The sequence below is a fragment of the Mesorhizobium sp. M0140 genome, from assembly GCF_040322475.1.
Taxonomy (GTDB): Bacteria; Pseudomonadota; Alphaproteobacteria; order Rhizobiales; family Rhizobiaceae; genus Mesorhizobium.
Genome location: NZ_JAMYTM010000017.1, coordinates 67,928 through 89,889 on the forward strand (window position 1 = coordinate 67,928; position 21,962 = coordinate 89,889).

Annotated in this window: 16 protein-coding genes and 1 pseudogene; 11 read left to right on the forward strand and 6 right to left on the reverse strand. The window is 62.4% G+C overall.

The window, feature by feature from the left end:
- Positions 1–864: 864 nt before the first annotated feature.
- From NKJ37_RS18305 to NKJ37_RS18340, 8 genes and pseudogenes are all read left to right on the forward strand, one after another.
- Positions 865–1,377, forward strand: a pseudogene (locus tag NKJ37_RS18305) (beta-barrel domain-containing protein); the annotation flags it as partial.
- A gap of 720 nt (positions 1,378–2,097) precedes the next feature.
- Positions 2,098–2,898, forward strand: coding sequence for a calcium-binding protein (locus tag NKJ37_RS18310; protein ID WP_352632591.1), 801 nt, complete (start codon positions 2,098–2,100; stop codon positions 2,896–2,898).
- A 397-nt stretch (positions 2,899–3,295) separates the two neighbouring features.
- Positions 3,296–5,071 (forward strand): type I secretion system permease/ATPase, encoded by a 1,776-nt coding sequence (locus tag NKJ37_RS18315; protein ID WP_352774569.1) that lies wholly within the window; start codon positions 3,296–3,298, stop codon positions 5,069–5,071.
- Positions 5,046–6,359 carry an HlyD family type I secretion periplasmic adaptor subunit gene (locus NKJ37_RS18320; protein ID WP_352720444.1) on the forward strand — a complete coding sequence of 438 codons (1,314 nt, stop codon included), beginning with the start codon at positions 5,046–5,048 and terminating at the stop codon, positions 6,357–6,359. Before NKJ37_RS18315 ends, NKJ37_RS18320 begins: the two co-directional genes overlap by 26 nt.
- A 358-nt stretch (positions 6,360–6,717) precedes the next feature.
- Positions 6,718–7,203, forward strand: a complete 486-nt coding sequence (gene parS, locus NKJ37_RS18325) for a type II RES/Xre toxin-antitoxin system antitoxin (protein ID WP_352554104.1) — start codon at positions 6,718–6,720, stop codon at positions 7,201–7,203.
- The gene (locus NKJ37_RS18330) at positions 7,200–7,709 is read left to right on the forward strand and encodes an RES family NAD+ phosphorylase (protein ID WP_352441449.1); all 510 of its coding nucleotides are present in this window, start codon (positions 7,200–7,202) and stop codon (positions 7,707–7,709) included. Before parS ends, NKJ37_RS18330 begins: the two co-directional genes overlap by 4 nt.
- A 229-nt stretch (positions 7,710–7,938) precedes the next feature.
- On the forward strand, positions 7,939–8,376 hold the full coding sequence (locus NKJ37_RS18335; RefSeq protein WP_023813918.1) for a hypothetical protein: 438 nt from the start codon (positions 7,939–7,941) through the stop codon (positions 8,374–8,376).
- A 172-nt stretch (positions 8,377–8,548) separates the two neighbouring features.
- A complete protein-coding gene (locus NKJ37_RS18340) occupies positions 8,549–9,658 on the forward strand; it encodes a DUF4432 family protein (protein ID WP_352441450.1) in 1,110 nt (369 codons plus the stop codon).
- Here NKJ37_RS18340 and NKJ37_RS18345 read toward each other — a convergent pair.
- From NKJ37_RS18345 to NKJ37_RS18355, 3 genes are read right to left on the reverse strand one after another with little or no spacing between them, the layout of a single operon-like run.
- On the reverse strand, positions 9,655–10,536 hold the full coding sequence (locus NKJ37_RS18345) for an alpha/beta hydrolase (protein WP_352774571.1): 882 nt from the start codon (positions 10,534–10,536) through the stop codon (positions 9,655–9,657). The two genes, NKJ37_RS18340 and NKJ37_RS18345, sit on opposite strands and share 4 nt — an antisense overlap.
- Before the next feature lie 25 nt (positions 10,537–10,561).
- Positions 10,562–12,613, reverse strand: a complete 2,052-nt coding sequence (gene fhuB / locus NKJ37_RS18350) for a Fe(3+)-hydroxamate ABC transporter permease FhuB (RefSeq protein ID WP_352774573.1) — start codon at positions 12,611–12,613, stop codon at positions 10,562–10,564.
- On the reverse strand, positions 12,606–13,481 hold the full coding sequence (locus NKJ37_RS18355) for an ABC transporter substrate-binding protein (protein WP_352441453.1): 876 nt from the start codon (positions 13,479–13,481) through the stop codon (positions 12,606–12,608). Before NKJ37_RS18355 ends, fhuB begins: the two co-directional genes overlap by 8 nt.
- A 514-nt stretch (positions 13,482–13,995) precedes the next feature.
- On the opposite strand from NKJ37_RS18355, the gene NKJ37_RS18360 reads away from it, so the two are divergent.
- Positions 13,996–14,343, forward strand: a complete 348-nt coding sequence (locus NKJ37_RS18360; RefSeq protein ID WP_032808338.1) for a hypothetical protein — start codon at positions 13,996–13,998, stop codon at positions 14,341–14,343.
- 86 nt (positions 14,344–14,429) lie between these two features.
- Here NKJ37_RS18360 and ggt read toward each other — a convergent pair whose 3' ends face one another.
- The 3 genes from ggt to NKJ37_RS18375 form a co-directional block, all read right to left on the reverse strand.
- Positions 14,430–16,169 (reverse strand): gamma-glutamyltransferase, encoded by a 1,740-nt coding sequence (ggt, locus tag NKJ37_RS18365; RefSeq protein ID WP_352441454.1) that lies wholly within the window; start codon positions 16,167–16,169, stop codon positions 14,430–14,432.
- A gap of 296 nt (positions 16,170–16,465) precedes the next feature.
- Entirely contained in the window at positions 16,466–17,755 is a 1,290-nt protein-coding gene (gene rhaI / locus NKJ37_RS18370) for an L-rhamnose catabolism isomerase (RefSeq protein WP_352441455.1), read from the reverse strand.
- 13 nt (positions 17,756–17,768) lie between these two features.
- Complete coding sequence (locus NKJ37_RS18375) at positions 17,769–19,871, reverse strand: bifunctional rhamnulose-1-phosphate aldolase/short-chain dehydrogenase (RefSeq protein ID WP_352554096.1); 2,103 nt, start codon at positions 19,869–19,871, stop codon at positions 17,769–17,771.
- 186 nt (positions 19,872–20,057) lie between these two features.
- Here NKJ37_RS18375 and NKJ37_RS18380 point away from each other — a divergent pair, with 186 nt between their 5' ends.
- Together NKJ37_RS18380 and rhaS are read left to right on the forward strand one after the other, a co-directional pair.
- Positions 20,058–20,867, forward strand: coding sequence for a DeoR/GlpR family DNA-binding transcription regulator (locus NKJ37_RS18380; protein WP_352774575.1), 810 nt, complete (start codon positions 20,058–20,060; stop codon positions 20,865–20,867).
- 55 nt (positions 20,868–20,922) lie between these two features.
- Positions 20,923–21,918, forward strand: a complete 996-nt coding sequence (rhaS, locus tag NKJ37_RS18385; protein WP_023813908.1) for a rhamnose ABC transporter substrate-binding protein — start codon at positions 20,923–20,925, stop codon at positions 21,916–21,918.
- Positions 21,919–21,962 lie beyond the last annotated feature (44 nt).

The window sequence follows — 21,962 nt, forward strand, 5'->3', positions numbered from 1 at the left end:
ATTGGGATTGGGCGATTCCTGCATTGTCGAGAACGATGCAGGGAGAGCAGATCCTTCAGCCTGAAGAGGTGGCAGCGATGCTGCGGCGGCATGAGGTTGGCGGGGAACCGACGGGCGAAGGAATTCGGGTGCGCGCGCAACACCGTGCCTCGGCATCTAAGCGAGGGCTGGACTGTTCCGTTTCGCAAGCCCGTGCGGCCGACGGCGTTTGACGGACTGGACGATTGGCTGCGGGAGCGCTTCTTCCCCCATGGGTCGAGCCGGATGACGATCTCGACCCGCTCCAGATGCACCGCGAACGCCTTGCGCGGTCGCGCAGCACGTCGCGGCTCGCCTGTCGGTCTTGCGGTCTTGCGGCCTCGAGTTCGGACTCAATCGCGCCGAGCCCGGTCTGGATTCGAAGGCGAAGGCCTGCTGGGCACGTTCGAGCTTCTCGGAGCTGCGACCGAAGCGGCGCGCTCCAGCTGCTTGACGATCCCTGAAGGTCGGCGAGCCTCTCCTGGGCACGCTCGTTGAGTGTCGCCATCCGGACGATCTCGGCCTTGAGTGTTCGCTCCGGAGTTGTTGCAGTTCGGCCTTCTCCGCCGCCATGGGGACGAATATCGCCTTGAGCGGAACGATTTCGTGGAGACGGGCCAAAGCGCTTCTCTTCATGACGCCGACAAAAGCTTATTTTGCACGGCCAGAGGCCCGCCTTTTGCGCCTGAGTCACTTCGCCACGGCCTATCCGGCCAACGTCGGACGCCGTCTCCGTTCGGCTTAAGCGCGCCAGTCCATGCCTTCGACGAGCGCCATCAGTTGGGCGCGGCAAGCCGGATCACGCCGTTCTCCACCCGCGGCCAGCGGAACTTGTCCTCGTCCAGCGAGGCGCAGGTCGGGGAGTATGGTGAGCGCAAGGTGGCGGCTGAACAGGAACTGCGACGGATCGATATCGTCGCGCCGCAGTCAGGCACCATTCAACAACTCGCAGTTCATACGGTCGGCGGAGTGATTACGCCCGCCGATCCGATCATGCTAATCGTGCCGGAAGGCGACGATCTTGCGCTGGAAGTACGGATCACCCCGAAGGACATCGACCAAATCCAGCTTGGTCACAAGGCCGTGCTGCGGATGTCAGCCTTCAATCTGAGAACCACGCCGGAATTGAACGGATATGTCAGCCGGATCGCAGCCGATCTGGCGACGGACGAAAAAAACGGCATTTCGTATTACCTGGTGCGTCTATCGGTTCCGCATGCGGAACTGACGAAGCTCAAGGACCTGACGCTCGTGCCCGGCATGCCGGCCGAAGCGATGGTCCAGACGGGCGAGCGTACGGCGCTTTCCTATTTTGTGAAGCCGCTGTCGGACCAAATCAGTCGGGCATTCCACGAGTAATGAAAGTAATTCTATTAGCTTGGCGTAGGCCGCGTCGCGTAGAGCCCGTGCGGCCGACGTGCGGAAGCTGTCGTTCCGAGATCCTTGAACTCGCGGCTCGCGCGAACGCGCTCCCTTGTTCCATTGCTCGCAATGGGCAGTGCTGGCGAGATACTCGGCAACACAGCCCTATGCCTGTTCTTCCGAGGCCGGCTTGACGGTGAGCGAATGCGTAACGCAGCTGTGAGGACCCGTCAGTTGTCGTTTCAGCTCGGCTTCGTCAACTTCGACAGCCTGTCGGCGAAAGGCGCTATCACGAGGCCATTGGCGGCAAATTGCCCTCCCCTTGTTGCGCGGTAGCAGCATGCGTGTCGGGGAAGGAACCGTCTCCGGCCCCCATTCATCGCTGAGGCCGCGCCGTACCCGCCGCCACCGGAACTTGTCCACGTCCAGCGCTTACGGTGCGGGTATGCCGGCGTCGAGCAAACAGAGAGAGATTTGGGCCCAACCAGGGCGGCCGGTTACCAAGTTTTCCTCGTCCGCTTGAGTGTGAATGTTCGGGTCGATCGTCTGGGCGCGTCCCCGCCGCCTGCGAGCCCGCTACTGCTCAGCGGAAGGGCGAAGTGAACGTGAATGCATCCATTTCGTAAATGTGTGTCTATCCAAGCAATCGATTTCTCTAATTACCCGATGAGCAATATGAACGCGTCAGGCAGGGTGCATCATCAGGAGTATTTTTCGATGGCAAACATTATCAAGGGTAGCCCGGATGCCGAAACACTCCTCGGCACCAAGGGTGAAGATTGGATGGAGGGTTTCCAGGGCGGTGACTGGATTGACGGTCGTGGCGGCAACGACGAGATCTCGGCTGGCCCGGGCAGTGACCGAGCCCTTGGCGGCGAGGGTAACGACCGCATCTTCGGCGGAGATGGCTGGGACGATCTCTCCGGCGACAACGGCCGCTTCAACGCGCGCATCTCCGGTGAGGACAATGACAGGCTCAGCGGCGGTCCCGGCCAGGATGTCCTCTACGTGGGTGACGGCCAGGATACGTTGACCGGGGGCACCGACAATGACACGTTCGTGTTCCAGTTCCACAATCCGGTGCCTGGGGTCGATCCGAGTGTCGGGTCGAAGCCGGACATTACCACTATCACCGATTTCAACCCGGCGGAGGACAAGTTCGCCTTCGATGCGGTGGGCCTCTACAACGACGGTTTTGGCGCGAACTTCGTCAACAACGCCAGTATACAGTCCGGCTACCCGGTGAGCAGCTTCTACAGTGGCGCGGCCTCGGGTGCGAACGGCGAACATGTCGTGGTAATCACTGGCGAATCTTTCAACTCTGCTAATGAGGCAGCGCGTGCGATCTCCGGCGAGCACGCCGGCGACATCATTGTCTACCAAAGCAGCTACACCGACAGAGTCGCAACTCTGGCCTATGTCACCGCCGACGGCAGCGCGCACGAGTTCGCCCACCTGGGCGGTGTGGTCACCGTGGCCGACCTAGGCCTGACCGCGTCGGACTTCACCTTCGTTTGATCCAGAAAACCGATACGGAACCGCGCCCCGCCCCCCTGGGCGGGCGCTTTCCCGTTTCCGCTACTTGCCATGGGCCGGGGCGGCCGAGGGGCGCCCTGGAGCAGTTGCAGCGTGGATAGCTTGACGAAGCCCTGCGCGTCGCGCTGGTCGTGCACCGAAATCTCCTGAAAGTGTGGAGGCGGAAGCCTGTCCGGGCCCTTGCGGCCGGCCACGATGACGTTGCCCTTCCAAACCTTCAGCCGGACGGTTTGTTGACCCGCTCCATTAAATGCCGGGACCAAACATATTCGGCGGGAGCATTGATCCTGAACCAGCGAGCGGATGCAGTCGGTCGCCGGTCGGGGAGCAATATGGGGCTGAGTCGCCAGCCTCCGGAACTTACGTGAGAAGCCATTCCTTGAAGGATTCAGCTTTGAGACCTTTCCCTCTGAGTTCCGCTATTTGGGGCGTTGTGTTGATCAGCGGCGCGGTCAACGTGCTTGCGCTGATCTCGCCGCTGTTCATGCTTCAGGTCTATGACCGCGTTCTGGCAAGTGGCAGCGTATCGACGCTGGTGGGGCTCGTCGTGCTTGCTGCGGGGCTTTATGCGTTCCAATGCCTGCTCGACATTTTGCGCGCCCGCGTGCTGCTGCGGATTGGCGAGCGTTTCGATGGAGAGTTTTCCGGACGCGTTCACGATGCGATCGTTCGCCTTCCGCTTTCAACGCGCATGCCGGGCGACGGCTTGCAGCCGCTTCGCGATCTCGACAATGTTCGCGGCTTCTTGGGTGGAAACGGTCCGACAGCGTTCTTCGATCTGCCATGGATGCTGTTTTATCTTGGCATTTGCTTCCTCCTTCATTTCTGGATCGGCATGACGGCACTTATCGGGGCGGTCGGCCTCACATCTCTGACACTCCTTGCCAACACTCTCTCGCAACGGCCGATAAGCGATACCGTTGCCCACAACATGGCACGCAATGGTCTGCTGCAAGCAGCGCGTTGCAATGCCGAGGTCGTGCAAGCTCTCGGCCTTGGAAAGCGGATCGCTGCCCGATGGCAAAAGGCCAATGCCAAGTGTCTGGCCGCCAACCGGAAAGCTGGGGACGTGGCAGGTGGGCTGGGTGCCATTTCAAAATCGCTGCGCGTGCTGCTGCAATCGGCCATTCTTGCCGTCGGCGCGTACCTTGTCATCAGACAGGAGGCTACGGCCGGGGTTATGATTGCCAGTTCGATCATGATGGGGCGTGCGCTGGCTCCGGTCGATCTGGCCATTTCAAGCTGGAAACCTTTCCTCATGGCGCGCCAGGGTTGGGCGCGGCTGGAGGACCTCTTGGAAAAGGTTCCTGAATCCGCTCCTGTTATGCCAATGCCTGCACCTGAACGCGAACTGCGCCTCGAAAGCGTGACAATCGTTCCGCCCGGCGAAAGGAAGCCGACCGTGACCGGCCTTGCGTTTGCCATTCAGGCGGGAAGCGCACTCGGGATCATCGGTGCATCGGGCTCGGGCAAGTCGACACTCTCGCGCGCCATCGTCGGCGCATGGGCGCCGGTCGCCGGAAAGGTTCGCATCGACAGCGCAAGCCTCGATCAATGGGACCGGGAAGCACTAGGCCGTCATATCGGCTATCTGCCGCAAGGTGTTGAACTGTTCGACGGCACCATTGCCGAAAACATTGCTCGTTTTGAAGATAATCCTGACCCTGAGGCTATTGTCGCCGCGGCGAAAGCAGCGGGCACGCACGAACTGATCCTCCGATTTGAGCACGGCTACGAAACTCCGATCGGTGAGGCCGGATCGGCACTTTCCGCCGGGCAGCGCCAGCGTATCGGTCTTGCCCGTGCTCTTTATCGAGACCCTTTCCTTGTTGTGCTGGATGAACCCAATGCCAATCTCGATGCGGAAGGCGAGGCTGCGGTCGTTAAGGCGATCGCCTCCGTGCGCGAGCGCAAGGGCATTGCGGTTGTCGTCGCCCATCGGCCGAGCGCCATCCGCGCCGTGGATTTGGTGTTGGTGATGGAAGGTGGACGGCAGCGAGCATTCGGTGCGCGTGATGAAGCACTTTCCAAAGTCCTGAAGGGGACAGCGATGGCACGAGGCGCTGGCGTCAAGGCCATCGAATCTACACAGGATCATGTGGGAGAGCGCGCTGACATGGAGGATCCCGGTGTCCGGCATTCATCAGAACAATGACGTTTCCAGCTCCATTCGCCGCCACCTGGTGGCGGGCCTTCTGGCGAGCGTAATCTTTGTGGGAGGAGCCGGAGCCTGGGCGGCCTTCACGAATCTCTCCGGTGCGGTTGTCGCGTCCGGACACTTTGTCGTCGATTCCTATGTCAAGAAGGTGCAGCACCCGACCGGCGGGGTGGTGGGAGAAATCCTGGTGCGCGAAGGCGATAAAGTGAAAGCCGGCGACATCCTCATGCGGCTCGATGCCACCCAGACGCGCGCCAATCTCGCCATAGTCACCAAGCGGCTCGATGAGCTCGCCGCCTACCAGGCAAGACTCGATGCTGAACGTGACGATCTCGCGGAGATCGCCTTCCCGGACTGGCTGCTCGTCCGAAGAGATGTTCCGGACGTAGCTTCGGCAATACATAGCGAGACGCTGCTGTTCGAATTCCGCAGACAATCCCGCGACGGAAAGCAGGCGCAACTGGCGGAACACATTACTCAATATCACCACGAGATCGAAGGATTCGAGGCGCAGGAAATTGCCTGTGAAAAAAGGATCGAGGTTCTCCTTAAGGAAATTGCTGTTCTGAGTGGGCTGCGCGACCAAGGCATTGTCTCGGACCAACGGTTGAACAGCCTGAAGATCCAGGTTGCCACTTTCGGTGGCGAACGCGGTGAGAAGATCGCACATCAGGCACAGACAGCAGCCCGCATAGCCGAAACGCGCCTGCAGATCCCGCAGATCGATCAGGATTTCAAGACCGAAGTCGGCCAGGAGCTCAGAGAGGTTCAGGCGCAGATCGGGGAGTATGGTGAGCGCAAGGTGGCGGCTGAACAGGAACTGCGACGGATCGATATCGTCGCGCCGCAGTCAGGCACCATTCAACAACTCGCAGTTCATACGGTCGGCGGAGTGATTACGCCCGCCGATCCGATCATGCTAATCGTGCCGGAAGGCGACGATCTTGCGCTGGAAGTACGGATCACCCCGAAGGACATCGACCAAATCCAGCTTGGTCACAAGGCCGTGCTGCGGATGTCAGCCTTCAATCTGAGAACCACGCCGGAATTGAACGGATATGTCAGCCGGATCGCAGCCGATCTGGCGACGGACGAAAAAAACGGCATTTCGTATTACCTGGTGCGTCTATCGGTTCCGCATGCGGAACTGACGAAGCTCAAGGACCTGACGCTCGTGCCCGGCATGCCGGCCGAAGCGATGGTCCAGACGGGCGAGCGTACGGCGCTTTCCTATTTTGTGAAGCCGCTGTCGGACCAAATCAGTCGGGCATTCCACGAGGAATGAAAGTAATCCACAGAAATATATTGTTGGTATTTATGTTGGTTGTTCGCAGGCTACGTGGGTAGTAACATCCTGAAAGTACTGGCATACTTTCCTCACTTGGATTCCGCCTCTGGGCACCATTTTCCAGACAATATCAATGACTTAATCGTTGGACGCTTAGCCGTCTTGCGCGCCGTCAAGACCCTGCCCACTACGTCAGATACGACCGCCTTTCCGGCCTTAATTCTAATCATCTGGCTACCGACGCCGCGCACTCGGTCATATCTTCCGGACTGGGTTCAAGTAGCGCCCGCTGCCCACTTGAAATCGCCACCGTCAACTGTCATATTTTACGCGACAGTTGACGCAGGAGGCGCACATGACGGCTACGGCGGATAAGGTCGTTACGGAAGCGAGAGACGGCGGTCTCCAACGAGTGGAGGCACTGCTCGGCGGGTCTCGTATATTGTCGCGTCGATTGACCAGCGCACTTGATGCGCATGAATTGCTTCTAAGTGGCCTGCCTGCCTCGGCGCTAAACCATCTCGTCGGACAACTGGTCTTCATTGACAAGACGGCGTCCCTCGAAAAGGCGGTTGGTATGAGCCTGCGAACCTGGCAGCGCCGCAAAGACGCTCCATCCAAGCCTCTTAGCCAAGAGCAAAGCGGACGGACTTGGAAATTCGCAGAGATCCTGGCGAAGGCGACGGATGTCCTCGGTACGCAGGCGGAAGCTGAGCAATGGTTGGAGCGCCCGGCGATCGGTCTCGACCAGCGCCGTCCGATCGATCTTCTGGGCACTCCCGCCGGCGTGGAACTGGTCGAAGACTATCTCGAACGGCTTGAATACGGCGTCTATGCATGACGCCTCTGCCAATAGCGCTCGGAGGAACGGAACTCATCGCGTGGCGGCTTGACCAGGCCGTCCATGCCGCGACATGGAATAGTGGCGAAGGTGCCTATCGGGTGGGCGGCCGCTGGAACAGCAAGGGCGTAAGAGCTGTGTACTGCTCGATCGATCCCGCCACGGCTATCCTCGAAGTCGCCGTACATAAGGGTTTTCGCGCCCTCGACACAGTTCCTCACACGTTAACAGCCGCTGTCATCAGCGATGCATCGGCTATACATGTCGTCGATCCTGCAAGCGTGCCCAATCCGAACTGGCTGCGCCCCGGCATACCAAGCGCGGGTCAGCAGGCATTCGGGGATGACCTTCTGATGGGCCATCGCGTGGTGGCGATACCGAGTGCGGTCTCTTCACATAGCTGGAACTTGATCTTCGTGGCAAGCGTAGCGACAGATACCTATGCGCTGAAGCTCCAGGAAACTTTTGCTCTCGACACAAGGCTGCATCCCCCGGCCGGCCGCTAATCTGGCCGCGTGGGCGCTGTGTGCAAGGCGTCGGCTCACCGGGAGTCGCAGCCAAAATATCTGCCGCTTGGTGACGGCCAGCAGGGTGGCCATAAAAGCTGGCCAACCGGTCACCGCAAGCATCATTGGCCGAAACAAGTTTGCGCTCTTCTGCCTGCATGCGGATTTAATTTGCTTGGCCACCCGTCAACCCTGGGGCAAACTGCCTGCCGGGGCTGCAGGAGGTGAAATGAGAGCACGCGCAGCAACGCTTGGGGATCTGGAGGATGTCTTTCGCGGTCTGTCCAAGCGGATGTCGGACGAATACGTGGCGGCCGGCAAGGACAGCAAGATCGCCTACGACAATCTGATGATGAATTTGAAGGAGGGCCGCGCGCACGCGCTTGTCGAGGGCGACAAGGCCGTGGCGATTATCGCCTGGCACGAGAACAGCGACGCCGCCGACACGCTGTTCGCCGCACGGGAGGATTTCTTCCGTGCGGCGACCGTTCGCTTCTGCAAGCGGCATATCCGGCACATCCAGGCGCTCGCCGGCAACCTCGCCATCCACTCGCGCAGCTGGCTGCAGGGGCCGGATGTCGCAAGATGGTTTGGCGTTATCGGCTATGTCGAGCGCGGCCGGGAGAACGGCGCCACTTTGTTCGAGCTGCCGCCGGCTCGCGGATAAGCAATCGCGGGATATTGCCTGGCAAGCTTGCAGTTCGAAGCGCTCTCCCAGGAGGGCGCGAAGCTCTGCCACCAGCCGTCCTGGCAGAAGCTGTGAGACGCGCTGCCGTTGATTTCCAGATGTTTCCTGCGACTATCGGAACGCACGCTTGCGGAAGATAGAGGTCGAAACAATGCATCTGGACCACTCCGATCACGTCTTCGTCGACCTCGTGCCCGAGCAGTTCGGCCCGTCGGAAACCATCGTCGCGCGCTATCGCGGGCTTGTCGCCACCGCCTTTCGCTATCGATCCGGCGTTGCCGGGCTTCGGATCAGCAACGCGAAGGGCGAAATCGTCATGCTGCCGTTCCAAGGACAGCAGATCTGGGACGTGACCTTCCTCGGCCGCTCCCTGACCATGCGCTCGATGTTCGATGAGCCGGTCGCGACCCGGGACTATCTTTCCAACTACGGCGCGTTCTTCATTCACTGCGGCGCTACCGCAATGGGAAATCCGGGCCCGGATGATCGTCACCCGCTTCACGGCGATCTGCCCAATGCGCCTTATCAGGACGTGCAACTGATCGCCGGCAGCAATTCCGAAGGACCCTTCCTGGCGCTGACGGGGCGCTGCCGACAGACCGTCGCTTTCAGCCATGACTATGTGATGGAGCCGACCGTACGGCTGCAACTCGATGCCAGCAGCGTCGCAGTCGACATCGTGATCGAGAACCTGAAACGCTCGGCCATGGAGTTGATGTACCTGGCGCACATCAATTTCAAGCCGGCCGACGGCGGGCGCCTGGTCGACACCGTAGCGGATGATTCCGCGGACATTGTCGTGCGCCAGACGCTGCCGCCCTTTTTCACACCGAGCGAAAGCTACCTTGCTTACCGCGATGCCGTTGTCGCCGATCCTTCGCGGCATCGCCTGCTGACCAAGGGCGAGCCGATCGACCCAGAACTCGTGCTGACGATGAGGGCTAAGGCGGACCTCCAGGGCTGGGCGCACGCCTTGCAGGTCCATCCGGACCGTACGGCGGATTTCGTCAGCTTTCGCCCCGACGAGCTCAATTATGCCGTCCGCTGGATCACGCGCGGCGCCGACCAGGACGCACTTGGCCTCGTGCTGCCGGCCACCGCCGAACCAGACGGCTATCTTGCGGCCAAGGAAAGAGGCCGCCTGGTTCGCGTCGTACCCGGGGAAAAATTCCGCTGTGCCCTGCGTTTTGGCGCTATGGACGCGGACGCAGCCGCACAACGGGAACAAGCCATCGCAGCGTTGAGAGGTGAAGGCCGTTAGTCGCAAGCCCTGACCGCAAACGCTGCCTGAACCGCGCGATTGACCGTGACCGGCAGGATCGACATGTGGTTCTCGCCGGCGTGCAGCTCGAAGCGCGCGCGCACGCCCGGGAGAGCATCAAGCCGCTGCGCCATTGCCCGCGCGAATTCGTCGGTGCGTGTCACCTTCTTCTGCCGCAGGCGCTTTTCCTCGTCCTCGGCGCCAATCTGGAACGGTGCCAGCTTCTCGGTCTCGTACTCGCCGGCCGACAGGATCATGGTCGCCGCCAAACCAGCGGGAACGGCGGCCTCGAAGGTTTCGAGAAAGCGGTCGATGGCACGCTCTTCCCAATAGAGGGCGGGGCTTGCCGCGATCCAGGTCTGGAAGGCAGAAGGCCGCGTGAACAAGGCATAGAGCGCAAACAGACCACCGAAAGAATGGCCATAAAGCGCCTGGCGGCTTGTGTCGACCGTGACCCGACCGGCGACCCATGGCTTCAGCTCGTCTTCGATGAAGGCAAGGAATTCCGCTGCCCCACCCGTCCGGACTTCGGGCGTGCCCTCGTAGAAGGGCGGATAGGTCTTGCCCGGCGGCGGGCCGAGGTCCCATGAGCGGCGCAACGGGTCGTAGCCGCCCTCGACGGGATAGCCAATGGCGACGATGACGCCCCAGCCGACATTGGTGCCCGTTGGATAGAAGGCCTGCGCGCGCACGGCGTCGACCGCCGTGCCGATGACGGCATTGCCGTCGGTCATGTAGAGGACCGGCCAGCCGGCTTCTGGCACCGGCCCGGACGGCACATGCAGGAATATCCGCCAGGGGGCGCCGCCCTGCGCCGGGACGAAGTCGTGGATCGTGGTGTCGGCAATCAAGGCTGGCGCCGCCATCGACTTGGACATGGATATCTCCAGAGGGACAAAAAAGTCAGCGGCGGCGCAGCAGCCACATCAGCACCGGGCCGCCGATGAGCGTGGCGACGAGACCGGCCGGGATCTGGCGCGGGAAGATGGCGGTGCGGCCCACCCAGTCGGCGGCGACCATGATCAGCGCGCCGGCGAGCACCGCGCCAATGGCCTGCGGCAGCGCACGGGAGAGGCCAAAGCGACGGGCAAGGTGCGGCGCCATCAGGCCGATGAAGGTCAGCGGACCGACGATCAGCGTCGAGGCTGCGGTGAGTGCCGCGACCACCAGCAGCACGAAAAGCCGCGTCCTCTTCAGGTCAATGCCAAGGCCCTGCACAGCGGCGGGGCCAAGCGGCAGGATGTCGAGCCAACGCATGAAGAAAGGCGCGAGCGCGAAGAGGCAGACGGCGATACCAGCGGTCAGCAAGGCGTCACCGACATCGACGCCATAGGTCGAGCCGGTCAGCCAGTTGAGCAGCAGCATGGCACGCGGATCGCCGGTGGCGGTGAGCACCAGGATCAGCGCGTCGAACAAGGCCGTCAGGGCAACGCCTGCGAGCAGCAGCCGCTCCGGCGCATAGGCGGCACGGCGGCCGATCGCCAGCGTCACCAGCAAAGCGGCGAAGGCGCCGATGGTTGCCGCCGCCGTCTGAACCGGGCGTCCGGCATCGGAGAGCGCAAACAGCGCCACCATCATGCCAAGGGCGGCACCGGCGCTGATGCCAAGCACTTCCGGGCTGGCCATCGGATTGCCGGTCAGCCGCTGCATCATCAGCCCGGCGAGCGCCAGCATCGCCCCGGCGCTCAGCGCGGCAAGCACACGAGGCCACCGCCACGACAGCAAAGGCTGCAACTGGTCGCCGAAGGCGAGGGTCCAGCCATGCGGACCCGGTCCATAGAGCAGGGCCAGCCCGAGCAGCAGAAGCAGAGCCAGGCCGATCGCCACCAGCACAAGGCCGGGCCGGCTTGCGCGCGGCAGGCGCGCGGCCATCAAGGTCGGGACTTCCGAGCCAAGAGCAAGGCGCGGCAGCAGCCAGAGAAGCAGAGGCGCGCCGAGAAGTGCTGTGATCGCTCCGGTCGGCAGCAGGTCGCCTTGCGGTCCAGTGGCGATCTGTACGGCCTGGTCGGCTGTCCACAACAGCGCCCCGCCGATCAGCGGCGCCATCACCAGTTGTTGGCCCAGCCGCCGGGCACCGCCGATGCGCGCGAGCGTCGCCGCAGCCAGGCCGACGAAACCGATGACGCCGACAGCGGCAACGACAAACGCGATCAGGGCGACCGCGGCCGCTAGTCCTGCGAAGCGATAGGCGCCGAGCGGCACGCCAAGGCTGCGCGCGCCTTCATCGTCGAGACCAAGCAGGGCCAGCGGCCGCACCATGAGGAAGATCGCCAGTGCCGCGCCGCCGATGCGTGGCAACAGCCACAGTGTCATCGACCAGTCCTGCTGGCCCAGCGAACCGACGCCCCAGATGAACAGGCCGGCCAACCATTCATGCCGCAGCACAATGAGGGCAGCGCCGATAGCGCCGGCATAGAGACTGACAACAAGCCCCGCCAGCACGACCGAAAGCGGTGACAGGCCTTTGTGCCAGGACAGAGCGATGACGGCGGCAAGGGCAACGAATGCGCCGCCCAGCGCCACCCATTCGCGGCCAAAGGCAAGCAGCGACGGTGACAGAAGCGTTGCTAGTGCCAGCGCCAGATAGGCGCCCGCCGAGACGCCAACCGTTTCGGGCGAGGCAAGCGGGTTGCGCAGAACCTGCTGCAGGACGGTTCCGGCAAGCCCGAGCGCCGCACCGCATAAAAGGCTGACGGCAAGCCTGGGCAGGAAGGCGTAGTGGACGAGCACCTGCCGCATATCATCAATGTCCGGGGCGGCGAGCGATTGGAGCCAGAGCGCCGATGGCAGCTGCACGGTGAGGTTTGAGACGGTTGCCGCGATCGCCGTCGCGAGCAGCACCGCGCAAAGCAGGATCGCGCCTACCGGCTGATTGCCAAGAGAGCCCCATGGCAAGGCGCGGCCCGACGGCGCAAGCTTTCCTTCTTGAGTGACGGCCGCGGCATCCTCAGCCATGGGCGGCCTCCGCGGTCATCGCCGACGCCAGGACCCGAGCAAAACGGCGCGCGGATGGAAGCGCGCCAAACATCAGGACGGCAGGAAGGCGCATGATCCAGCGGTTGCGCACGAAAGGCATGGCGTTCCAGACCGGACTTTCGGTCAGCGTGCCGCCAGCGCCCTCAGGCAAGGGTTCGAGATAGGCGAGGCGCGCATCGCTGGATGTTGCCAGCCCGTCGATACCGACGGTCGAAAACCCCCAGTAATTGGTCTCGGCCGTCCACGCGTTGCTGAGCCCGATGCGGTCGAACACCTCCTGAAACAGGCTCTTTGCGCCGTAGACGCGCACATTGCGGGGGTCCAGGAAGCTGACGACATAGATCGGCCGTGCCGACAGCGGCGCCAGTTGCTGGCGAACTTCCGTAAAATACGCGTCTGTCGCCACGATCAGCGCTTCGCCTTCGCTTTCCTTGCCGACAAGCCCGGCGAGCTGGCGCGTCGCCTCGACGGCGTGCTGATAGGGCTGCCCGGCTTCGGTGTAGAGACCGATCGTCGTCACCGGAGCCACGCGTTCGAGCAGCGGCTTGATGCCGTCGAGATACGGCATGGACAGGATGATGTCGGGCCTGAGCTGCTGCAGGAATTCAAGATTGGGCTCGAGCAGCGTGCCGACATCGGCGATGTCAGGCGGCAGCCGCGGCTCGACCACCCATTTCTCCCAGACCTCCCGATCGGCAATGGCGACCGGGCTGACGCCGAGCATGAGCAAGGTCTCGGTCAACCCGTCATCCAGGCAGACTATGCGCAACGGACGGGCTTCAGCCGTGGAGAACCCCATGCCGGCGAACGGCAGCGTGAAAAGCCCGAGCGCCTGGCGCCGGGTCATTCGGCTGCGCAAGTGATCGGACGCGGCTCTCGACTGGGGCTCTCGGTCTCTCTGCAATGCGGCGTGCCCTGCTTTTCGGGATACGGTCTCCAGTGACCACTGCCCGGTTGACTATGAAACATGAGTTTAATAGTCAACATTTTGGTGGCCTGACAAGTCAACTTTTACGCAACCGCATGCCAGGCGCAGCCGCCGCTTGGCCGCAAGGCGATTCGCCCGTACAACAGCGCTGTGCGATGTGGCCGCCAAAAAATCACGGCCCGCGAAGCCCAATCCGCGCCTCGCATCATTTTTCCTCCACGAAGGCATTCCATGATAGACGAAGCCACGGTCGCCTTTGGGCAGCCGTTTCCTGGATTGCCTGAGAGACCAAAGACGGCCAAGGAACGAACCAAAAAAGCCGGCAGCAAGCCGCCGCCTGAAGACGTCAAGGACCGGTCGAACGCATCAAGGCAGCGCGATCGGGTTGCACTCGGCAAGGCTTGATGATTTGTTGCCGCTATACGGAGAACGAATGATGCGAGAGCCTGCCGGTCAAGACGAATACGGGTCGACGAACCCCTTCGATCCGGACGACCTGCCGACGTTGAACGCAATCGGCCCGAGCATGGGTAGCGGCAATGATTTCGAGAGATATGCCGTTGCCGTGATCATCGTGTTCGGTGCGCTGATCATTGGCGGGCTGATGGCCGCATCGATGGTCTTCGGGCACCGCAACGGCTTCCTCTTCGCGCTTGGCGGCGCCACGTCCGCCTGGATATCCGGAAACGCGCTGCTGCTCGACCGGCCGCGTATCTATGCGCTGTTCGTCGGCATTGCCGCCTTGATGCTGGTTGCGTCCACCCTCACGCTGGTCTTGTGACGGTCAAATCGGTGTGAGCCGATCCACTTGAGCAGCGGGCGATCAACCCGAATCGCCGCGCGGCACCAAGCTTTTCCTCCGAGCTGTCAGTATCCGAGCGCCTCGCCAGAGGCCGCGCGGCTGTCGATGGCGCCGTTGTAGCGCGCGCCGCCGCCCTTCTCGATTTCCGCCAGGCTCTTGCCGCCGACCAGGATGCCGGCCGCCTGCCCCCAGGTCTGGTCAGCGAGATCGAGGTGATATCCCATGCCGGCCAGCAGCTTTTCTGTGTCCGGCGACAGGCCGAACGGCTCGACATAAACCTTGTCGGGCAGCCATTGATGGTGGATGCGAGGCGCGTCGATCGCCTCCTGGATGTTCATGCCGTGGTCGATGACATTGACGATCGCTTCCAGCGTGATGGTGATGATGCGCGAACCACCCGGGCTGCCGATGACCATGAACGGCTTGCCGTCCTTGGCCACCACGGTCGGGCTCATCGACGACAGCGGCGTCTTCTTCGACTGGATGGCGTTGGCCTCGCCCTGGACCAGGCCATAGAGGTTGGGCACGCCGGGCTTCTGGGTGAAATCGTCCATCTCGTTGTTGAGCAGGATGCCGGTGCCGTCGGCAACGACGCCGGCGCCGAAGGACCCGTTCAGCGTGTAGGTGACCGCGACCGCGTTGCCGTCATCGTCGATGATCGAATAATGCGTCGTCTCCTTGCTCTCGCCAAAGCCCTTCGGCATCAGTTCCTGCGACACGCCGGCCCGGAACGGGTCGATCTTGTCGCGGATATCCTTGGCATAGGCCTTATCAAGCAATTTCGAGACCGGATTGTCGACGAAATCGGGATCGCCGAGCGCGGAATTGCGGTCGACATAGGCGTAGCGCATCGCCTCGATCATGACGTGGATCGTCTCGGCAGAACCGGCACCGAGGTAGGATAAGGGATAGCCCTCCAGAACGTTGAGGATTTCGCAGATGATGACGCCGCCGGAGCTGGGCGGCGGCGAGGAGGTGATCTCGTAGCCGCGATAGGTGCAGGTCACGGGCTTGAGTTCGCGCACCGCATATTGCTCGAAATCCGGTTTGGCGAGAATGCCGCCTTTGGCGCCGCTCGCCTTGACGATGGCATCGGCGATGGCGCCTTTGTAAAAGGCATCCGTACCCTTTTCGGAAATGGCGGCGAGCGACGCCGCGAGGTCGGGCTGGACCAGCCGCTCGCCGATGCCATAGGGCTTGCCGTCGGGTTTCAGGAATATGGCGGCGGCCGCGGGGTCCTTCGCCAGCCTGTCGGCACTGCCGGCAAACGAGGCGGCGTCGCCCTGGTTGAGGATGAAGCCGTCCTTGGCATAGCCGATTGCCGGCGCCATCAGATCCTGCCGGGACAGTTTGCCGTATTTTTGGCGGGCCATCTCCAGACCGGCCACCGAACCCGGCACGCCGACCGCAAGATAGCCGTCGAGACTGGCCCCCTTCACCGGGTTGCCGTCCTTGTCGAGATACATGGTTTTTGTCGCCGCCAGCGGCGCCCGCTCGCGGAAATCGAGGAAGGTCGATCTGCCGTCCTTGAAGCGGATGGTCATGAAGCCGCCGCCGCCGATATTGCCGGCATTGGGGTAGACGACCGCGAGCGCATAGCCGACGGCAACCGCCGCATCGACAGCATTGCCGCCCTTCTTCAAGACCTCGATGCCGACTTCGGACGCCAGATGCTGGGCCGTCACCACCATGCCGTGCTCGCCCTTGGCCGGTTGCGGGGAAGCGGCAAAGGCGCTCGTCAACGGCGCCAGGGCGAAGGTGATGCAAAGACTGGCGGCGATCAGTGTTCTGCGGGTGAGCGGCATGGCGTGCCTCCGGGAGCGTGAGGGGTGCGCCTAGAAGAGCCTCTTGGGGTGGGTTAGTCTAGCCAATAGTAACGGGTGGCGATCCTTCACACCCCCCTCTGTCCTGCCGGACATCTCCCCCGCAAGGGGGGAGATCGGTTGTTGTCTCTGCTTTCGCCAATCTCCGACGTTGCAGGAAGAGCGCTGTCGATGAAGCGGCCAATCTCCCCCCTTGCGGGGGAGATGTCCAGCAGGACAGAGGGGGGTGCTCAAGTGCCGCCCTCTCTGTCCAATCGACGGAAAATCGAACTAAAGGCCTACACAATCCCGCCTGAACCGCCCGCAACCGCCGGGCGCTTCGCCGCGACTTTCGCCCGGTAGCCCGCCGCACGATACGCCGCGACCGGATCAATGGCGCCACCCGTCTTCAGCCGCGCCATGGCGAGGATCGGCTCGACATCGGTGCGGTAGGCGGCTTTCAGCGTCTGCGTCGCCATCAGCGCGTCGTTCAAGTCCTGAAAACCTTCCAGCGCCTTGCGGTCGACGAGCAGCGCCTGCGCATAGGCGCGCTGCACCTCGACCGCCGACAGCATCAGGCTTTCGATCGGATCGGTGACGTTGTGGCTCTGGTCGAGCATGTGGGCCGGGTCGAAACCCTCGGCGCCGGACAGTTCGGCATCGACCAGTTCGTTGAAGACGAGGAACAGCCGGTAGGGGTCGATCGAACCGGCATCGAGATCATCGTCGCCATACTTCGAATCGTTGAAGTGGAAGCCGCCGAGCTTCTTGAACTGGATCAGCCGCGAGACGATCATCTCGATGTTGACGTTGGGGGCATGGTGGCCAAGGTCGACGAGACAGAACGCCTTGTCGCCCAATTCCCTGGCGATGATGTAGTTGGTGCCCCAGTCCTGCACGACGGTGGAATAGAAGGCCGGCTCGTACATCTTGTGCTCGGAAAACAGCTTCCAGCCGGCGGGCAGCCCGGCGTAAACCTCTTTCATGGCGTCGAGATAGCGCTCGAACGCCTTGGCGAAATTGACCTGGCCCGGGAAGTTCGAGCCGTCGCCGATCCACACCGTCAGCGCCTTGGAGCCAAGCGTCTCGCCGATCTCGATGCATTCGAGATTGTGCTCGACCGCTTGCCGGCGCGTCCCGGCATCGGCATGCGAGAGCGAGCCGAATTTGTAGGAGAGTTTCTGGTCCCTGGCATCGGAAAAGGTGTTGGAGTTCATGGCGTCGAAGCCGAGGCCAAAGCGCGAGGCGGCCTGTTTCAGCCGGTTCGGGTCGGCCTTGTCCCACGGAATGTGCAGGGAGACGGTCGGCGTCGCCTGCGTCAATTGCTGGATGACGGCGCAATCCTCGATCTTGTCGAAGATGTCGCGCGGCTCGCCGGCGCCGGGAAAGCGGGCAAAGCGCGTGCCGCCGGTGCCGACACCCCAGGACGGGATCGCCACCGCGAATTTCTCGACCTTGTCGCGGATGGCGTCGATGGCGATGCCGCGACGGTCGAGGCGTTCGCCGAGCGAGGCGTAGTCGCGTTCGAGGTCGGCCTTCCGCGCGGCATTGTCCTTGTCGACGGTATCGGCGGCGATGATCTGTTCCATCGTCCTCCTCCGCTCAGCGCGTGAACGACTGGGCGTTGCCCGCGTCGACATTGATGATGTTGCCGGTCGACTTGGCCGACATGTCGGACGCCAGGAAATAGATCGCCTCTGCGATGTCTTCCGGGAAGACCGAGCGCTTCAGCATCGAACGCGAGCGGTAGTGCTCCTCCAGATCGTCGGTCGACATCTTGTAGGCGGCGGCGCGCTGTTCCTTCCACTCGCCGGTCCAGATCTTCGAGCCGCGAAGCACCGCGTCCGGGTTGACGACATTGACCCTGATCTGCGCCTCCGCGCCCTCCAGCGCCAGACAGCGGGCGAGATGGATCTCGGCGGCCTTGGCGGTGCAATAGGCGGCAGCGTTGGGCGATGCGGCAAGGCCGTTCTTGGAGGCGACGAAGACGACGTTGCCGCCAATCTTCTGCGCGCGGAACAGCCGGAACGCTTCCCGCGAGACCAGGAAATAACCGGTCGACAATATGTCCATGTTCTTGTTCCACAGCGCCAGCGTCGTCTCCTCGATCGGCGCCGAGGAGGCCAGCCCTGCGTTCGACACCAGAATGTCGATGCCGCCGAACTCGACCGCCGTCTCGGCAAAGCCCGAAATGACCTGATCCTCCGAGGTGACGTTGATCAACACCGGGCGGACGAAATCCTTGCCGTAGACTTTCGCCAGTTCGTCATTGGCGCCGGCCAGCGCTGTCTCGTCGATGTCGGCCAGCACGACGCAGGCGCCTTCGCGCAGCAGGCGGTTGGCCGTGGCGCGGCCGATGCCGCCGGCGCCGCCGGTGACCAGCGCGATCTGGCCGGCAAGCGACTTCGGCTTCGGCATGCGCTGCAGCTTCAGGTCCTCGAGCAACCAGTATTCGATGTCGAAGGCTTCCTGTGCGGGCAGCCCGACATAGGACGAGACGGTGGAGGCGCCGCGCATGACGTTGATGGCGTTGACATAGAATTCGCCCGAAATGCGCGCCGTCGCCTTGTCGCCGGCGAAGGTGAACATGCCGACGCCGGGCATCAGGTAGACCACGGCATTGGGATCGCGGATGGCGGGCGAATCCGGATGCTTGCAGCCCTCGTAATAGGCCTGGTAGCCGACGCGATAGGCTGCGATGTCGTCGGCAAGCCGCGCAATCACCGCATCGACATCGGGCTTGGCCGGATCGAATTCGATGACCAGGGGGCGGATCTTGGTGCGCAGGAAATGGTCGGGGCACGACGTGCCGAGTGCCGCCAGCGGGCGCAGATCCCTGGAATTGACAAATTCGAGCACGGCGGCGGAATCATCGAAATGGCCTGTTTTGTGGCTCTTTTCCGAGATCAGGCCGCGAATCCTCGGCATCAGTTTGGCCGCGATGGCACGGCGCTCGGTGGCGTCGAGTGCCTTGACCTCCTCACCGCCGAAGATAGCGACACCCTCGGAGCGGCGCTCGAACCATTCGATCGCCTGGTTGATAACCGAGATCGTCGTCTCGTAGCATTCCCGGGGAGTGTCGCCCCATGTGAACAGGCCGTGGCTTTCGAGGATGACGCCCTTGGCATCGGGGTGTTCGAGGCAGAATTTCTCCAGCCAAAGACCAAGCTCGAACCCGGGACGCTTCCACGGCAGCCAGCCGATGGCGTCGCCGAAGATTTCTTTCGTCAGCGCCTTCGAATCCTTGGCGGCGGCAATGGCGATGATGGCATCGGGATGCATGTGGTCGACAAAAGGCTTCGGCACGTAGGCATGCAACGGCGTGTCGATAGAGGCCGCGCGCGGATTGAGGTTGAAGGTGCAGTGGGGCAGGAAGCCGACCATTTCATCTTCGTGCTCGACGCCGCGATAGAGGCCTTTGAGCGCGCGCAGCTTGTCCATGTAGAGCGTGGCAAAGCCGTCCAGCTTGATCGAGGCGCTGTCGCCGCCCGAGCCCTTGACCCAAAGCACTTCGACATCCTCGCCGGTGAGCGGGTCTCTCTGCCATATCTTCGAGGAGGTGTTGCCGCCGCCATAGTTGGTGACGCGCTTGTCGGAACCAAGTGTGTTCGAGCGGTAGACCAGAAGTTCCGGCCCGCTCATAGCGTGAGCCTTGGCCTCGTCCCACAGATTGGCGAGGCTCGCGCCGGTGCGCTTGTCGAGCATAAGAAATCCTCCCGAAAGGCACGCAAAAGGTGCGGCCATTTGGCCCCGAATTTCCACGGAAGCGGCCGGCTTGTCAATCACAAACGATCAATATCGATCATATTGCACTGCACAATGAAATTATATGATCGGAAATGATTGACACTGCGCGTTTTGGGTGCCTAGATGCTCAGGCAGGGAGGAACCATGCACGAAAAAGAGCGCCACAGGATCATTCTGTCCGCCGTCCAGGAAAAGCCTGTGGTGACGGTGCAGGAGATGGTCGACCTGACGGAGTCTTCCGAGGCGACGATCCGGCGCGATATCGCGGCCCTCCACGTCCAGAAGCGGCTGCGCCGTGTGCGCGGCGGCGCCGAGGCAATCTCGCCGCCGCAGTTCATTGGGCTGGCCGGCCGGCCCTTTTCCGTCAACGAAACGATCAACGCCTCACAGAAGCGGGCGATTGCGCGCGAAGCGGTCGAGCTGTGCAAGGACGGCGAACCGATCATCATCAATGGCGGCACCACCACATTCCAGATGGTGCATTTCCTGACCGGCCGCCGCACGCCGATCTTCACTAATTCGTTCCCGATCGCCGAGCACCTGCTCAAGCACTCCAAGAACACCGTCATGCTGTCTGGCGGCACGATCTACCGCGAGCAGAACATCATCCTGTCGCCCTTCGACAATGACGTGACGCGCAATTTCTATGCGCGCCGCATGTTCATGGGCGCGCAAGGGTTGGGGCCGCTCGGCCTGATGGAGGGCGACCCGCTGCTGATCCAGGCGGAGCAGAAACTGATCGACCAGGCCGACGAGCTGGTGGTGCTGGTCGATTCCTCGAAATTCCGCAAACGCTCCAGCCTGATCCTGTGCGGCCTGTCGCGCATCGCCACCGTCATCACCGATGACGGCATCGAGGATCGCGAAGCCAAGATGCTGGAAACCGCCGGCGTGACGCTGGTCGTCGCCCGCACATCCGCAACCAACAAGGAAGAATCTTCACTGCAGGCCTGAGGCCAACTCGCGCTCGCAGCGGCGATGGAATGCAACGCTCAAGGGAGGAAATTCGATGAGCTTCTTGAAGAAATTGATGGTGACGGCTGCATTCTCAGCCGCCATGTTCGTGAATGCCGCCTATGCCGAGAACGTCAAGATCGCGTTGGTGGTGAAGTCGCTCGGCAACGGCTTCTTCGATGCCGCCAACAAGGGCGCCGAAGAGGCGGCCAAGGAACTCGGCGATGTCGACATCATCTACACCGGCCCGACCAAGGCGACCGCCGAAGCGCAGATCGAAGTGGTCAATTCGCTGATCGCGCAGAAGGTCAACGCCATCGCCATTTCGGCCAATGACGCCGACGCGCTGGTACCGGTGCTGAAGAAGGCCATGGAACGCGGCATCACCGTCATCTCCTGGGATTCGGGCGTCGCCAAGGAAGGCCGCCAGCTTCACCTCAACCCGTCCGACACCGGCCTGATCGGCGAGACCATCATCAAGCTTGCCGCCGATTACCTGCCGGAAGGCGGCGAAGTCGCCATCCTGTCGGCCTCCTCGACCGCGACCAACCAGAACGCCTGGATCGATGCGGCCAAGAAAATCCTGCCGGAGAAGTTCCCCAAGATCAAACTTGTCGCCACCGTCTATGGCGATGACGATTCGGCCAAGAGCACTGATGAGGCCAAGGGCCTGTTGAAGTCCTATCCGAACCTCAAGGCGATCATAGCGCCGACCACCGTCGGCGTCGTTGCCGCCGCCCAGGTCGTCACCGATGAGAACTTGATCGGCAAGGTCAATGTCACCGGTCTCGCATTGCCGTCCGAGTTCAAGAAGTTCATCGACAACGGTTCCAGCCAGGCGGTTGCGCTGTGGAACCCGATCGACCTCGGCTACTCGGCCGTCTACCTCGCCCATGATCTGGCAGTGAAGAAGGAAGAGGCCAAGCCCGGCGCCACGCTGTCGATCGGCCGTGTCGGCAAGGTCACGCTCGACGACACCAACTCGGCTGCGATGGCTCCGCCCTTCCAGTTCGACAAGTCGAACATCGAGAAGTTCTCCAAGATCTATTGATCTGGAGCGCTTGCACCCTCCCCCCTGTGGGGAGGGTCGGCGAG

What these genes read in the sequence shown, in the direction of transcription:
- NKJ37_RS18330 (WP_352441449.1), top strand. Translation starts at nt 7,200, where the DNA reads ATGACGCCTCTGCCAATAGCGCTCGGAGGAACGGAACTCATCGCGTGG.
- NKJ37_RS18335 (WP_023813918.1), top strand. Translation starts at nt 7,939, where the DNA reads ATGAGAGCACGCGCAGCAACGCTTGGGGATCTGGAGGATGTCTTTCGC.
- NKJ37_RS18310 (WP_352632591.1), top strand. Translation starts at nt 2,098, where the DNA reads ATGGCAAACATTATCAAGGGTAGCCCGGATGCCGAAACACTCCTCGGC.
- rhaS (WP_023813908.1), top strand. Translation starts at nt 20,923, where the DNA reads ATGAGCTTCTTGAAGAAATTGATGGTGACGGCTGCATTCTCAGCCGCC.
- NKJ37_RS18375 (WP_352554096.1), bottom strand. Translation starts at nt 19,871, where the DNA reads ATGCTCGACAAGCGCACCGGCGCGAGCCTCGCCAATCTGTGGGACGAG.
- parS (WP_352554104.1), top strand. Translation starts at nt 6,718, where the DNA reads ATGACGGCTACGGCGGATAAGGTCGTTACGGAAGCGAGAGACGGCGGT.
- NKJ37_RS18360 (WP_032808338.1), top strand. Translation starts at nt 13,996, where the DNA reads ATGATGCGAGAGCCTGCCGGTCAAGACGAATACGGGTCGACGAACCCC.
- rhaI (WP_352441455.1), bottom strand. Translation starts at nt 17,755, where the DNA reads ATGGAACAGATCATCGCCGCCGATACCGTCGACAAGGACAATGCCGCG.
- NKJ37_RS18345 (WP_352774571.1), bottom strand. Translation starts at nt 10,536, where the DNA reads ATGTCCAAGTCGATGGCGGCGCCAGCCTTGATTGCCGACACCACGATC.
- ggt (WP_352441454.1), bottom strand. Translation starts at nt 16,169, where the DNA reads ATGCCGCTCACCCGCAGAACACTGATCGCCGCCAGTCTTTGCATCACC.
- NKJ37_RS18380 (WP_352774575.1), top strand. Translation starts at nt 20,058, where the DNA reads ATGCACGAAAAAGAGCGCCACAGGATCATTCTGTCCGCCGTCCAGGAA.
- NKJ37_RS18355 (WP_352441453.1), bottom strand. Translation starts at nt 13,481, where the DNA reads ATGACCCGGCGCCAGGCGCTCGGGCTTTTCACGCTGCCGTTCGCCGGC.
- NKJ37_RS18340 (WP_352441450.1), top strand. Translation starts at nt 8,549, where the DNA reads ATGCATCTGGACCACTCCGATCACGTCTTCGTCGACCTCGTGCCCGAG.
- fhuB (WP_352774573.1), bottom strand. Translation starts at nt 12,613, where the DNA reads ATGGCTGAGGATGCCGCGGCCGTCACTCAAGAAGGAAAGCTTGCGCCG.